General features: G+C 74.2%; 10 protein-coding genes. 4 read left to right on the forward strand and 6 right to left on the reverse strand.

Going from position 1 to position 14,417, the window contains the following annotated elements; translation table 11 throughout:
- Window positions 1-34: 34 nt before the first annotated feature.
- Genes ACIODU_RS04575 through ACIODU_RS04585 form a run of 3 tightly spaced genes read right to left on the reverse strand, consistent with a single transcriptional unit; the run spans window position 35 to window position 6,595 of the window.
- Window positions 35-4,609: an FtsK/SpoIIIE domain-containing protein gene (locus ACIODU_RS04575; protein WP_401763831.1), complete on the reverse strand. Its 4,575-nt coding sequence runs from the start codon at window positions 4,607-4,609 to the stop codon at window positions 35-37.
- 1 nt (window position 4,610) lies between these two features.
- Window positions 4,611-6,020 (reverse strand): hypothetical protein, encoded by a 1,410-nt coding sequence (locus tag ACIODU_RS04580; RefSeq protein WP_401763834.1) that lies wholly within the window; start codon window positions 6,018-6,020, stop codon window positions 4,611-4,613.
- The gene (locus tag ACIODU_RS04585; RefSeq protein ID WP_356419362.1) at window positions 6,017-6,595 is read right to left on the reverse strand and encodes a sigma-70 family RNA polymerase sigma factor; all 579 of its coding nucleotides are present in this window, start codon (window positions 6,593-6,595) and stop codon (window positions 6,017-6,019) included. Before ACIODU_RS04585 ends, ACIODU_RS04580 begins: the two co-directional genes overlap by 4 nt.
- A 312-nt stretch (window positions 6,596-6,907) precedes the next feature.
- On the opposite strand from ACIODU_RS04585, the gene ACIODU_RS04590 reads away from it, so the two are divergent.
- Window positions 6,908-7,966 (forward strand): ricin-type beta-trefoil lectin domain protein, encoded by a 1,059-nt coding sequence (locus ACIODU_RS04590; RefSeq protein WP_401763838.1) that lies wholly within the window; start codon window positions 6,908-6,910, stop codon window positions 7,964-7,966.
- Window positions 7,967-8,107: 141 nt separating this feature from the next.
- Here the strand turns inward: ACIODU_RS04590 and ACIODU_RS04595 are convergent, their stop codons facing one another.
- The gene (locus ACIODU_RS04595; RefSeq protein WP_356419357.1) at window positions 8,108-8,989 is read right to left on the reverse strand and encodes an alpha/beta fold hydrolase; all 882 of its coding nucleotides are present in this window, start codon (window positions 8,987-8,989) and stop codon (window positions 8,108-8,110) included.
- A gap of 366 nt (window positions 8,990-9,355) precedes the next feature.
- On the opposite strand from ACIODU_RS04595, the gene ACIODU_RS04600 reads away from it, so the two are divergent.
- Window positions 9,356-10,096: an SDR family NAD(P)-dependent oxidoreductase gene (locus ACIODU_RS04600; RefSeq protein ID WP_401763842.1), complete on the forward strand. Its 741-nt coding sequence runs from the start codon at window positions 9,356-9,358 to the stop codon at window positions 10,094-10,096.
- 237 nt (window positions 10,097-10,333) lie between these two features.
- Here ACIODU_RS04600 and ACIODU_RS04605 read toward each other — a convergent pair whose 3' ends face one another.
- Window positions 10,334-10,927, reverse strand: coding sequence for a TetR/AcrR family transcriptional regulator (locus ACIODU_RS04605; RefSeq protein WP_401763845.1), 594 nt, complete (start codon window positions 10,925-10,927; stop codon window positions 10,334-10,336).
- A gap of 121 nt (window positions 10,928-11,048) precedes the next feature.
- Here ACIODU_RS04605 and ACIODU_RS04610 point away from each other — a divergent pair, with 121 nt between their 5' ends.
- Together ACIODU_RS04610 and ACIODU_RS04615 are read left to right on the forward strand one after the other, a co-directional pair.
- Window positions 11,049-11,606, forward strand: coding sequence for a hypothetical protein (locus ACIODU_RS04610; protein ID WP_356419348.1), 558 nt, complete (start codon window positions 11,049-11,051; stop codon window positions 11,604-11,606).
- 135 nt (window positions 11,607-11,741) lie between these two features.
- Window positions 11,742-12,503 carry an SDR family oxidoreductase gene (locus ACIODU_RS04615; protein WP_356419345.1) on the forward strand — a complete coding sequence of 254 codons (762 nt, stop codon included), beginning with the start codon at window positions 11,742-11,744 and terminating at the stop codon, window positions 12,501-12,503.
- A 97-nt stretch (window positions 12,504-12,600) separates the two neighbouring features.
- Here ACIODU_RS04615 and ACIODU_RS04620 read toward each other — a convergent pair whose 3' ends face one another.
- Window positions 12,601-14,268, reverse strand: a complete 1,668-nt coding sequence (locus tag ACIODU_RS04620) for a phosphodiester glycosidase family protein (RefSeq protein WP_401763849.1) — start codon at window positions 14,266-14,268, stop codon at window positions 12,601-12,603.
- Between the last annotated feature and the right edge of the window lie 149 nt (window positions 14,269-14,417).

Here is a 14,417-nt window from a genome sequence, read left to right on the forward strand (position 1 = left end):
GTACGATCGCCGCCCGCCGCCACGACGGCCCGCGCTACTCTGCCGGACGCAGCACCGTCAGCGGCACCTGCACCGCCATCGGCGTGCCGTCGGGCCCCGCCGTCCACGCGCGCCCCGGCCGGCCCGCCGACCGTACGACGCTGGTCGGCAGCCGCAGCCCCGCCAGATCGCCCTCGGCCATGTTCTTGGGCGCCAGCAACAAGCCCCGCCGCGCCCGCCGCGCCGCCGTCGTCCAGCCGCTCAGGCCCGACTGGAGACCGTCCGCCGACGCCGCGAACACCAGCCCGAGCCCCTGGTCCCGGCCCGACAGGGCGATCTCCCGCAGCACCTTGTCCGCCGCCGGTGTCATCAGCAGGTCGGCGTCGTCGATCACGACCACCCGGGGCCCCGGGAGCGCGTCGAGGGCGGCCCGTACGGTCTCCGCCGACGGGTCGGGCTCGCTGAGCACCCGCGCCCGCGCATGCCGGTCCAGCGCCCTCAGCGGCGATTCGCGCGGAGTCAGTACGACCACCGAGGTGTCACCGGCCAGCAGGGAAACGGCCAGCGAGGCCAGGGCGTTGCTGCGCCCCGAGCCGGCCGGGCCGAGGACCGCGAAGACCGACGAGGAACCCGCGAGGTCGACGCCCACCGTCCCGGCGTCGTCCCCGCCCAGCCCCAGCAGCCCCCACATCGGCCGCCGCGCGGACTCCGGCACCTTGCCGTACGCGTCGGCGAACTCCACCGACCCGGGCAGCGGCTCCACCCCGAACGGCCGCCGCTCCTGCGGGACTTGATTGTCCCGCCGGGACGCCTCGCGGCCGATCGCCCGCAGCGCCTCGACCTGCTCCGTGCCACCGCCGGGCGCGAGCAGCGCGATCTGGGTCTCGGTGCCGGTGAGGACGTGCCAGCCCCGCCCCGGGCCGATGACCGCGGGCACCCGGCCCAGCTTGAGCCCGGCCGCCTGGTAGTCGCTGCGGTCGCCCTGCCGGAGCAGCAGCTTGTGGTCGTTGTGCGCGGCCAGCCGGCCGCCCAGAAGGGCCCGCTCGGAGGTCGCGACCACATGGATGCCCGCCGCCGCGCCCTCCCGGATCAGCCGCGTCACGTCCTGCACCAGCTGACCGTGGTCGTGCTCGTCCAGCACCGCCGACAGGGCGTCCCAGCCGTCGATCAACAGCATGATGTGCGGGGGCCGTTGCGCCTTGGGAAGCACCCGGCGCAGCTCCGTGATGCCCGTCGCGCTGTGCTCCCCGGCGAGATCCTGACGCTGAGTCAGTTCACGGTTGAGGCGGCGCAGCAGGCGGCCGAGGCGTTCCACGTCGTGCCGGGAGACCACCGCGCCGCAGTGCGGCAGGGCGGTCAGCGCGGCCAGGCCGCCGCCGCCCGCGTCGATCCCGTAGAGGTGCACATCCGCGCAGCTCGCGGTTTTGGCGGCGGATCCGGCCAGGGTGCGCAGGAGTTGGGTACGGCCCGACCGGGGCGCGCCGATCACGTACAGATGACCGAAGGACGAGAGGTCCGCGACGGCGAGCCTGCGCTGCTGCAACTCCGGTACGTCTTCGAGGGCGTACGGGATGAGGAGCCGGCGGTTCGGGCCCTGCGCCGACGGCGGTTCCAGGTCGTCGAGCAGCACCCGTTCGCCGAGCGCGGGCAGCCACGGACTCGCCTGCGGTACGAAGTCGTCCAGCCCGGTGGCGGCTTCGCGGATCGTGGCGACCAGCGTCTGGAGGTCGGTGGGGGCGGGCCCGCGCGGCGCTTCGACGGTGACGACCGTCTCGGGGGGGAGCACCGCCCCGCGCCCGAGGGTCTCCCAGGCCAGCGGTACGGCGGCGACCGCGCCTCCCGGAGCGGCTTCCGCCGCCCGCTCCCGTACCTCCGCCAACTGCCTCTCGGACTGCGGGCGTTCGGCTCCCACCCACGCCGTCTGGAAGGGCTCGGCGGAGCGCGGGCCGCGCTTCACCACGGCCCGCCCCGGAGTACGCGGCGAGATGTCCACGGCCTCCTTGGTGTCCACGACGTCATGGCTCTCGGTCTGGTCCGTGACCCGCAGGGCGATCCGCAGATTGGTGTTGGCGCGGATGTCCCCTGTCACCACACCGGCCGGGCGCTGGGTGGCCAGGATCAGATGGATGCCGAGCGAACGCCCGCGCTGCGCCAGGCTGATGAGCCCGGGGACAAAGTCCGGCACCTCCCGTACCAGCGTCGCGAACTCGTCGATCACCAGCACCAGCCGGGGCAGGGGCGCGAGCGCCGGATCGGCCGCCCGCTTCGTGCGGTACTCGACGTGGTCCTTGGCGTCCGCCGCCGCGAGCACCCGCTCGCGGCGCCGCAGTTCGGCGCCGAGCGAGGCGAGGGCCCGCTCCACCTGATGGGCGTCCAGGTCGGTCACCATGCCCAGGGTGTGCGGGAGTTCGGCGCACTCCTTGAAGGCGCTGCCGCCCTTGTAGTCGATCAGCACGAACGTCAGCTCGTCCGGCCGGTTCACCGCCGCCAGCGAGATCACGAACGTCTGGAGCAGCTCGGACTTGCCCGACCCGGTCGTCCCCGCCACCAGCCCGTGCGGACCGTCCTGGACCAGGTCCAGCGACACCGGACCGTCGAATCCCGTACCGAGGACGAACGACGTGGACGCGGGGTGCTCCCGCCAGTTCTCCAACAGGGCCGCCGCGCTGGGCGGTTCCTGCCCGAGCAGGTCCACGAGCCGCACCCGCTGCGGGAGTCCGGCGTCGTGCTCGGGGCTCACGTCCCGTATGGGCGCCAGGGCGCGCGCCACCTGCTCGCACCAGTCCGGCCGCACCTCGTCGGCCCGGACGGCGGGAAGGTCCGGCATCCCGGGGCGCTTCACGGTGAGCAGGGGCCCGTCGGCCAGCACCACTCCCGTGCACTCCTCGGGCAGCAGCCGCTCGCTCTCGTCCAGGCACACACTGAAGATGCGGACCGCAGGACCGTCGGTGAGGATCTGGACCATCCCCGGCACGTCCCGCAGCCGCCGCGCTCCGTCGGCGATCACCAGCAGATCGGGCCCCGCGACCTCGGCCCGGCCGCCGTTGCCCCGCGCCCGGCGGCGCGACTGCACCTGGGACACCAGCTCGGAGATCCGGGCGGTGGTCGACGCCTCGTCGTTGCCGATGAGAACGGCCGCCGGTCCGGTGGGAACGGCCGACGCTTCGTACGACATCGGGCGCAGATGCGGCAGCCAGCGCACCCAGTCCCAGTCCGCCGCCCGGTCCGCCTCCGTCAGGAGGACGATCCGCAGGTCCCGCGGGCTGTGCAGGACGGCGGACTGGATCACCAGCCAGCGCGCGAGGGACCCCACGGCCGCGGCGGCGCCGGCCACCCCGACCACCCCGTGGGCGGGCAGGTCCACACCGACGGGCACGTCGGGGATGTTCCACCGGACCGTACGGTGGTTCTCCTCCCGCGCCGGATCCTCCAGTTCCTTCAGCGACGGCTGGTCGGCCGTGCCCAGGCGCAGGACGAGGTGGTCGGGATCGTGCCGCCGGCGCTCCCACAGCCGGGCCCCGGGACCGGTGGCGGTCAGCGCGGCGGCGGCCGGGTCGGGTCCTGTGACGTCCCTGATCCGGCGCTCCCGCGCGACCGCCGTCCTGATCTCCACCTCCAGGGCCGCGCGCCGCTGCGCGTAGCGCCGCTCGGCCTCCTCGTGCAGCTTGCGGCCGGAGCGGCGGCCCGTGACCCAGTTGGACACCAGCATCAGCGGGCTGAAGAGGATGAAGACCAGGAAGTAGTACGAGTGGAACACCCACACCATGACCAGGCCGAGAGCGATCGGCAGCATCATCATCAGCGCGGGGAACGGCCGTTTGGCGGACGGCGACGGCGGCTGCGGCATCCGTACGCGGTCACCGTCCAGGTGCGGCGCGATGCGCGGCGGACGGTTGTAGTCGAGGCCGAACCCGTCGGCGGACCCGGTGACGGCCGCGTCCGGCTCGACGAGGGAGGTCAGCCGCAGCAGAGCGGGGCCGACGGTCAGATCCTCGCCGAGGGGCCAGGCAGTGGGCCCGCCGGGCCGGGGAGCGGGCTCGCCGCCTGCCGCCGGCGCGCCCCGGCGGGGCCGTGGCGCGCGGGAGACGGCGGCGGTGACGGCGTCCTCGGCGGGGGGCTCCACGGTCCTGCCGCGCACGGTGTCGCGGGGAGCCGCGTCGGTGCGGTGCCAGTAGGCGGAGCCGTCCGCGCGGACGGTCAGCCAGAGGCCGTGCGTGGGGACTCCGGGCGCGTCGGCGGGGACGTCCGGGCCGTCGCCGAGCGGTCCGACCGCGCACAGCACGTCGGTGCCGATCTCGTGACTGCCCTGGCCCAGCCGCCAGGTTCGGCCCGCTCCCGGTCCCGACACCGCGTGCAGTTCGACCAGCGCGGGCCGCGTGTCGTCGGCCGGCAGCCGTACGAGATCGGGCCCGTCGGCCGGGCCGCCGATGCCCAGGAGCGTGCCGTCGCGCAGTCCGGCCCGGGCCGCCGCGAGGGCCGGGTCGAGCCGGTCGGCACCGGAGTAGAGCGGCCGGGGCGGCTCGGACACCGCCGCCGCGACCTCGCCGACAGTGGCGTGCGGGGACAGCCGCAGCAGATGGTCGCGGCGGACACCGTCCGCGCTGTCGACGGTGGTGAGAGTGAGATGCACGTCAGCTCTTTCCACGGGCCGCGGGCGCCGCGCCCGCGGCGGACGCCCCCGCGGCGGAGACGCCGGCGGTGCCGGACTCGGAGGGCTCGGCGAGATCGTCGTCACCGGGCCGGGGGAGGGGTGCGGGGGCGGACGGCTCGGTTCGCGGTACGGAGGGTGGGGTACGCGTGCCGGTGTGTTCCGGCTCCCGGGGCACGGCGCTGGCCCCGACGGTCGCCTCCGGCTCGACGAACTCGTCGGGCGTGACGGCGGCGGGCGCGGGGCGGGCTGCACCGGAACCGGCCTCGGGGTGCGGGGTGCCCGAACCGGCCCTGGAGCGTGCGGAGTTGACCGTTGCCGAACTGTCGCCCGCGCCCGTTCGCTCACCGTCGCGCTCCGGGCCGGGAGCGCCCGCGGCGAGCCCGGCCGCGTCGTCGTAAGGAGGGAGCGCCGGGAGAGCCCGTACCACGGCACGCGCCAGCGGCAGCGCGTCGACCCGCAGCGACGGAGCGGCTCCGTGCACCTCCAGCCCGTCGTGGAAGGCTTCGAGCAGCAGCGCGCGCCCCCGGCCCACCCCCAGACACAGCAGCCTGACCCCGTCGGGCACGGGCGTCCGCGGGGGTTCGGCGCACACCACGTACGTGCCGGCCGGCGCGGCCAGCACCTCAGCGCCCGTACGGCCCGCGTACCGCGGGTGCACCCCCGACGCGACCTCCACGGACCCGGCGGGAAGCCGCGCGTCGAGCTGCGCGGCGAGCGACTGCACCACCGCGCGGGCGGTGCGGGGAACGCCCAGGACCGCGACCGTGGCCGGGGAGGCGTGCAGGTCGAGCAGCACGGCGCGCCGACCGTCGGTCCCGACACAGCAGAGCAGCGGCGGGGAGGCGGGAGAAGCCGATGGCGCCGGATCCAACACGCCGTCCACGCGCACCGGTTCACCCACTGCCCCGGCGTCCGGGTCTTCCGCCGCCGCCACGTCCGACCGGGCGATCCACCACAGCCGGGGCTCCGCGTCGTCCGCGACCCAGGGCTCGGGCAGGGCGGGCACGCCGCCCGACCCCCCCGTACCGACCGCCGAGTTGTCCGTCCGGCCCGTCACCAGCACGCCGACCAGGTCGGGTCCGAGCAGCGCCCCGTACGGCGCGAAGCCCGGGTGGAGCCGGGCCGCCAGCAGGACCGCCCGCTCCGCGTCGGCCCATCCGGCCCGGTCGCGCAGGAGGCGGCCGAGCAGCCGCACCCGCCGCCGGTAGCGCAGCTGGGCGCGTACCGGCTCGCTGAACGCCCGCCCCGTGAGCCGTACTTCACGTGCCGCCCGACGCCACACCGCGCGCGGACCACCCGCACGCCGCACCAGCCACAGGGTGAAGGTGACGACCAGGACCAGGATCCCGGCGAGTCCGAGCCACTGGGCCGTCCCGCCCGACGCGCTCACGCGGCGTTCCCGCTCAGCTCCGCGCGCAGGGCCCGGATCCCATGGTGTGTACGGGACTTGACCGTTCCTCTCGGCACGCCGAGCAGCCGGGCGACGTCCTCGCCCGGCTGACCCAGGAGGTGGACGCGGGCAACCGCCTCCCGGCGCGGCGGGTCCAGCGTGCGCAGCGCCTCCACCAACAGGCAGCGCTCGCTGACCTGTTCGGCGTGGTCGGGGACCGACGCCGGGGCGGCGGCCCCGAAGTCGGCCGTGGAGAGACCGACCGGGACGGCCCGGTCCTTGCGCCTCGCGTCGATGACGAGATTGCGCGCCACCCGGAACAGCCACATCCTGATCGGCCTGTCCTGCCAGTCCAGCCGCCCGGCGAGCTGCCACGCCCGCAGGAGCGTCTCCTGGACGACGTCCTCGGCGCCCTGGCTGTCGCGGCCCATCAGCCCCGCGACGTAGTGGCGCAGGCTGTCGCGCTCGGCGAGCAGCAGGGGGAGTGTGCGGTCGCCCGGGGGCGGGGCGTGGGCCGCCGACGGCTCCTCGCCGGTGTGCTCGATGCCGGTGTGTCCGATGTCGATGCGTGGCATGGCCTCAGCCCCCTGGTTCCCTCGGGAGTGGCGTACGGAATGAGTGGCGGACGAGAGGAGGATAGGCGGTGGGCGGTTCGCCCCGAGTCGGCCTCGCACGCCTCTGAACTGGGCATCTGTGCGCCGATCATGACGAACCGGCGGGTTGGGCGGGCCGTGTTAACCAACCGTTTTCCCAATGTGCGTGGAGCGGTGTCGATGGGGACCGGGATCCTCGGAGTATCGCGTTCCGCTCAACTGTTTCCCTCCGCTTCCCTCCGCTTCCCTCCGCTTCCCTTTCCTTCGCCTCCATCCGATCCGTACGGAGCCCACGTGCCGTCCTTCCGCAACACGCCCTCCTCCGGACGACCCCAGGACCCGGCTTCGGACCGGGCGGGCGGTTTCGCCGAGACGTTCGCCCGCCGCCCGTCCCTGCCCCGCCGGGGTCTGCTGCCGGGATCGCGGGTCTGGGCGACGACGGCCGTCGCCGCCGCGCTCACCGGGGCGGGCATTCTCACCGTGCCGCTGCTCGCGTCGATCGACCTGACCCCCGGCTCGGGGGAATCCAGCACGGCCGTGGCCGAGGCGGCGGCCGAGCGGGAGCCGGGCACGGCCACCCCGTCCGCCTCCCCCTCGCCGTCCGCCACCTCGTCGGAGGAGCACACGGACCGGGCGCCCGCCCCGCGAGGGGGCAGCGGCGGCGGAGGCGCGTACATCCCGCCGAATCCCGGCGTGGGCGCGGGAGTTGTACCGCCCGCCGGTGGCGGGGCGGCGGACGGCGCGGACGGGCCGAAGGAGGAGCCGAAGAGCGGATCGAAGTCGACGCCTTCGGGGAAGGACGGTGACGCGAAGGGTACGGAGCAGGGCGGCGGGTCCGCGGGCGGCTCCGGCGCCGGGAGCGCCGGGAGCGGTACGGGCGGCAGTACGGGCGGTACTGGCTCGGGCGGCAAGACACCGGTGAAGCAGGCCCAGGGCGCGGCTCAGACCGCGCCGCAGGGCGTGCGGCTGGTGGGTGTGGCCTCGGGCCGCTGCATCGACGTCACCGACTCCCTCGACGGCAAGGGCAGATCGGGCACCCGGCTCCAGCTGTGGGACTGCAACCCCACCAAGCAGGCCAACCAGGCGTGGTCGTTCCGCTCGGACGGCACCATCCGCTCCATGGGCCTGTGCATGACCGTGGCGGGGAACTCCAAGAGCAGCGGGGCCGCCATCCAGCTGGCGACCTGCGACGGCGGCCCCGGCCAGCAGTTCTACCTCGCGGGACCGGGCGACCTCGTCAACAGCTCCGCCGACAAGTGCGTCGACGTCCTGGACAAGGGCACGGCGGCGGGCACCAAGTTGCAGCTGTGGACCTGCAAGGGCACGTCCAACCAGAAGTGGTACAAGGGCTGACCCCGCCTCCGCCGACCCCGCCTCCGCCGACCCGAGCGCCGCGGCCCGTACCCGTACCTGGACCGACCGGACATGGGCCCCGGGCGCGGGCAGCTCCGCGAGCTCCAGGACCACGGGCCACTCACCGGCGGGAGGCGAGGCTCAGCGGGTGTGCGCGTCCAGGGCGTCGATGATCTCGGGCCAGAGTTCGCGGGGGCGGTCGTGGCCCATGTCGGGGACCAGCAGGAGTTTCGCTCCGGGCACCAGGGCGGCGGTGCGGCGGCCGCCGCTGGGGTCGATCAGGGTGTCGTCCAGGCCGTGGATCACCAGGGTCGGTACGCGCAGTTCGCGGAGCGCGTCGGCGCGTGAGCCGGCGAGGATCATCGCCGCGAGCTGGCGTCCCGCTCCGGCCGGGTAGTGGGCGCGGTCGTAGCTCCGGGCGGCCAGCTCGCGAAGGGGCGCGGCGCTGCCGTACCGCTTCGAGGCCCACACCAGCTCCGCCTCGGCCGCCGCGACGTAGCCGGCGCGGTCGGCCGGCTTCGGGGCGGAGACCACGGCCTGGGCCTCGGCGCTCGGGCGCCCGTACTCGGGCTCGCCGGTCGAGGACATCATCGACGTCAGGGTCAGTACGCGCTCCGGCCGACTGATGGCCATCGTCTGCGCGATCATGCCGCCCATCGAGGACCCGACCACGTGAGCGCGTTCGATGCCGAGCGCGCTGAGCAGGTGCAGGCCGTCGTCGGCCATGTCGCGCAGCCTGTACGGCGCCATCGCGACGGCGGACGCGAGGTCGCCGGTGCTCACGGCACCGATGAAGCGGCCCAGGTCGACGGGGTGCGCGTCGAACTTGGTGGACAGCCCGCAGTCGCGGTTGTCGTACCGGATCACGTAGCGCCCGCGTGCGGCGAGGGCACGGCAGAAGTCCTCGTGCCAGGCGATCATCTGGGCGCTGAAGCCCATCACCAGCAGGACGGCCGGATCGGACGGATCGCCGAAGGTCTCGTGGGCGAGGGACACTCCTGGCGAGACTTCGATGATCGGCATGCGGGCAGTGTCGCAGGGGCGTAGGTGGGCGCGCACGCGGATATCGCCTTCCCGGTACGGCTCAGGCACGGCCCTCACGTAGGGCCCTCACGTACGCCTCTCACGTACCGAAGGTGGGCCCGGCCGCACCGGGCGTGGCAAGGGGTGCTCACGCCAGTCGCCCGGCATCGTGGCGAGGAACCGGCGGGCGAGCGTACGTATCTCGTCCCAGGCCGGGTCCGTGGCCAGTGCGCCGGCCCAGAGGCGGCACGGCCGGCGGCGTCGATCTGGGAGGGCGGCATTCTGGGTTTGACAACCCATTCCCCGCGCGAACACTATGGGCTCATCAACCCATAGTGGAGGCGCGCGATGGCTGGAACCGGCCGCATGCAGGGACGTAACGCACTGGTCACCGGAGCGACCGGGGGGATCGGGCGGGCCGTGGCCATGGCCCTGGCCCGGGAGGGCGCCACCGTGGTGGTCTCGGGCCGGGACACGGAGCGCGGGGAGGACATCGTGCGCCGTATCGGGGACGAGGGCGGCAAGGCCGTCTTCGTCCGCGCGGACCTCGGTGCCGGCGGGCAGGCGGTACGGGATCTGGCCCGCGACGCGACCGCCGCCGTGGGCGTGATCGACGTACTCGTCAACAACGCAGCCGTCCTCATACCGGCGCAGTCGATGCTGGACGCCACCGAGGAGCAGATCGACCAGGCCCTGGCGGTCAACGTCAAGGCCCCCTTCCTGCTGACCGCCTGTCTGGTGCCCTCGATGGTGGAGCGCGGCGGTGGCGCGGTCGTCAACATGGGGTCGATCAACGGGGAGACCGGCATGTCCGTCGCCGCCCTCTACGGGGCGAGCAAGGCGGGACTGCACTCCCTGACCAAGTCGTGGGCGGCCGAACTCGCGGCCAGGAACGTACGGGTCAACACCGTCGCTCCCGGCCCGACCGTCACGGAACACAACGCGGCGTACAAGGACATGCTGGAAAACCTCACGACCGCCCACCCGCGGCGGCGGCCGGGCACCGCCGAGGAGGTCGCCGCGGCCGTGGTCTTCCTGGCCGGTGACGACGCGACGCACATCCACGGTGTGACCCTGCCCGTCGACGGCGGATTCCTGGCGGTGTGACCCGGATCGATCGGAGCGGTGTGACCGGGATCGACCGGGATCGGGAGAGGTGATCCGGGCCGGGGAATCGGGCCGGTGAGCCGGCCGGCCGACCCGACTTCCCGGGTGTACAAACCCCCGCGCCGGACGGCGGCCCATCAACCCCACCCGGCGTGCCCGTCCCCCCGTACCCCCGTCCCGCCCGTCCCCCCGGCGTGCCCGTCCCCCCGTCCCCGCAGCAGCCCGAAGCCGCCGCCGTCAGCTGACCCGCAGTCTCGCGAAACAGGTGTCCAGGCCCGACCTGAGATAGTCCGACGACCCCGTCGCGAGCAGCATCACCACACCACCCTGGACGCTCGCCAGCAGAGCGCGCGCCGACTCCCGCGGATCCGCCCCCGCGTCCATCTCCCCGGCACGCTGCATCGCCAGGATCCCCCGCTCCAGGGCCGCGCCCCAGCTCTCGAACAACTCCAGCAGCACCTCGCGGACCCCCAGGTCACCGGGGTCCAGCTGGCTGAGCAGCGTGCTCAGACCGCAGTGCTCACGCTGCCGCTCGTGCCGCTCCACCAGACCGTCCGCCCACGCCCGCCACGCCCCCCACGACGTGAGGTGGTCCAGCAGCGGGCGCTGTTCCTGGAGGATCTGCTCCCCTTCATGGCGCGCGACGGCCAGCAGCAGCTCCGTCTTGCCGCCGGGGAAGTAGTGGGTCATCTGACCGCCACTGGTCCCGGTCGCCTCGCGGATGTCCTCCAGCCCCGTGGCCGCCACACCGCGCGTACGGACCACCTCCGCCGCGCCTTCCACGATGCGCTGCCTCGTCGCGAGGCCTTTGGCGGTGATTCCCCGAGGCATGGGACGAGTATATCGACCCGTACCGACACCGCCCGGGGCCGGACGGCCGCGCCGGGCGCTCTCCGTGACCGTGGAGTTAGCGTGGTGAGGGGGGACCGGTGCCCCAGAGGGAGTGTGTGCGATGACCACGCAGAACGAGATACTTTCCGATCTCGTCCTTTCCACCTCCACGGAAACGGCGACCATCAACGCGCCCATGGACGCCGTCGACATCGGCAATTGGCTCCTGAACCTGCCCGACAAGGAGTACCAGCGCTGCGCCCCGCCGGACCACAAGGCGGCCGGCTACACCACCACCGACGACGGCAGGCCGATGTCGATCAACGTCGAGATGATCGGCACCGGTCTGGTGATCCAGCACTACGTCGGGGAGACCCTGGAGAGGGACCACTGCCACATGGTCTCCACCTCGGACGTGCTCACCCCGCACGGCTGGACGACGATCCAGGTGATCTGGGACCTGTCCGTCACGGACAACGGCGACGGGACCCTCACGTACACCAACCAGGTGTCGAGCCACCCGACTTCGGAGTTCATGGCCTTCAACGAGGAGCACGGCATGAGCTTCGAGGAGGCCGCGGCGAGCCGGCAGGCCGCGTCCGGCGACCACAACCGCCGGGAGACGCCCCTGTTCGCCGCCAGCATCGAACGGCGCGCGCTCGCCCGGCGGGCCGACTGAACTGGCGGTCGGGTGGCCGGCTGAACGGGCGGCCAGGTGGCGGGCAGAACAGGCGGCCGGGCGCGCCCGCCGTGAAGGTGCGGCGCACCGCGAAAGGCGCGACCGTGGTAGATGACACCCACTAGTGGAGGCACCATGGGCACCGCGACCACCGTCTCTGTCGGCCACCGCGACCCCACCCTGCTCGGGCAGACCGTTGTGATCATCGGCGGGAGCGCCGGCATCGGGCTCGCCACCGCCAGGCACGCGCGGACCGAGGGCGCCGACGTGATCCTGACCGGCCGGGATCCGGAGCGGCTGCGGAGCGCGGCGGCGGACGTCGAAGCGCTCAGCAGCGTGGCCTTCGACGCGAACGATCCGGCGAAGCTGGCGCGGTTCTTCGAGGAGCTGCCGAAGAAGCGGGTCGACCATGTGCTGGTCACGGCCGGGCGGCCCTCCTACGGGCCTCTCCTCGACATGGACGCCGACCAGGCGCGCCGGGCGATGACCGACCACATGGTGCTGCCGCTGGAGGTCGCCCGCCACGCCGTGGACACGGTACGTCCCGGCGGCACGCTCCTGTTCATGGGAGGCACCGGTGGCCGGCGGGTCCAGCGCGACCTGGGGATCCTGCCGACGATCACCATCGCGATGCCGGTCCTCACGGCCAGTCTCGCGCTCGAACTCGCCCCGGTCCGCGTCAACTTGATCGCGGCCGGCTTCGTCGACACCCCGCTGTCCGCGCAACTCCTCGGCGACGGACTGGACGCCCGGCGCGAGGAGTTGCGCAGCACCCTGCCGATCGGGCGGGTGGTGGGGGCGGACGACGTCGCGGCGCTCGCCGTACACATCATGGCGAACTCGGCGCTGACCGGCGCGACGTACGACATCGACGGCGGCCAGCAACTCGTCGGCTGAGGAGGGCGGGCGGGAGCGCAGGGAAGGCGGGAGCCCAGGGAAGGGGCCGGGAGAGGCCGGGTGAGCGGCTTCGCGCGGCCGGCCCCTGCTCCCGCCCTCAGCGCCGGGGCCCCGCCGGGACGACCTGGATCGTGTCGCCCACCGCGCGCTCGCCGGTCGCGTCCGACGTGATGTTGACGACCTTGCCGCCGACCACCATCGCGCTCGAACCGCCCCCGTCCAGGTTGAGGGCCTGCACCGCCCCGAGGGAGCGCATGAACGCGGCCGCCTCCGCCAGGGTGAAGCCCTCGCTGACGCCCGGCTGGCGTCCGTCGACCGTGACCAGGAGCAGCCGCCCGTGCGCGTCGACACCGGCCAGGGTGCGGGGCTGCCGTACGTTCGACCACGCGAACCCGAAGGAGAGGTCCAGCGGGTCGAGCGTGCCCTCGGTGGCGGCGTCGATGGCGATCCGGCCGTTCTTCACCAGGGTCGGCGCGGCGCTGACAATGCTGTCGTGCGCGCCGAGTTCGACCCGCCGCCCGGACGTGTCGCGGATGTCCTCCTGTACGGAGATCCGCTGGCCCGCACGGCTGTGGGCGGTCAGCCACTCGGCCGCGCCCCCGATCCCCTGGAGTACGGAGCCGCCGGCCGGGACCGTACCGCCGCGCGGACCGGCCGAGACCACCCGGTCCCGGGCGTCGAGGACGACCTGCGTACCGGCGCCCTCGGGCAGGGCCGCGCGGAAGCGCGGGGTGAACTTCACCAGGTCGTCGGGGAGCGCACAGGTGGTGTCGTGCCGGGGGAGCGCGGTGGGAACGGCGCCGGGGCGGCCGCAGTTGCGCACCTTGCCGGGGAGCCGGTTGATGCCCTGCACGGCGTACGCGGACGACCCCGCCCGGGCGGTGACCGTCGTCGACAGGTCGGCGATACGGGGGTGGCGGCCGCCGTCCGCGAGGATCAGCGCGGCGCGGGAACCCACCGCCATCGACTCCAACTCGCCGTCGTAGGCGGCGATCCCGGCGACCGTGCCCTGCACGCCGTCCGCGTCGGCGGTGATGAAGAAGCCGCCGTTGACGGCGAGCAGGGAGCCGTTCCGTACGGCGACGGACGACGTCGTCTCGCGGTCCGCCACATCGCCGCCGTGCGTCCCCGCGACCGTGCCGCGGAACCGGTCCGGGTCGATGACCGCGACGTGGACGCTCTCCCGGTCGGCGCGCTGCCCGCCGTCGTAACCCGTCCACTCCACCGCCGTACGGAGGCCGGCCGCCGCGACCGCCTGGCTCGCGGTCTGGGCCGCGGCCTGGGTGGCGTACGAACCCACCCGTACCCGCCACCCCATGGTGCCGCGCGGGGTGTCGGCGTACCCGTCCCAGACGACCCTCTCCACGCGCGGCTCAAACCCGGCCGCGCTCAGCTGCTCCTGGGTGGCGCCGGCCCAGGCGCGGTCGCCCACCGGGGCCCAAGTGGCCGCGCCCGTCAGCCGGTTGACGGCCGGGGCCTGGAGCGTGACCGTCCAGACCGGCGTGACCCGGGTGTTCCGCAGGACGCCCGTACGCACCTGCACGCCGGGCCCCACGGTCTCGGTGGTCCACCGCGCCTGCGGGGACGCGGAAGCGGGAGCGGCCGTCCCCGTGAGCGTCACCGGGGTGTGGGCCCGCGCCACTCCCGGGACGGCCAGGGTGACGGCGGCCGCGAGCCCGAAGGCGACGGCCACGGTGAGGCGTCCGCGCAGGATGCGCCGGGGCGCGTGTGCTCCACGCGGGTCTTGTGCGCCGTATTCGTCCATGTGGTTCCCTCAGCAGATGGGTGCTCGACACGCCCCGGCACGCGGGCCGGGAGAGGCGCCGTCATTCCAGCCGCGTACGGAGTCCGGGGCGACAACAGCCGGGGGCCCGGTGCCGAAGCCGGGGTGAAGGCGCGCCACGCCGGGGTGTC

Source organism: Streptomyces sp. NPDC088261 (assembly GCF_044740805.1).
Taxonomy (GTDB): domain Bacteria; phylum Actinomycetota; class Actinomycetes; order Streptomycetales; family Streptomycetaceae; genus Streptomyces.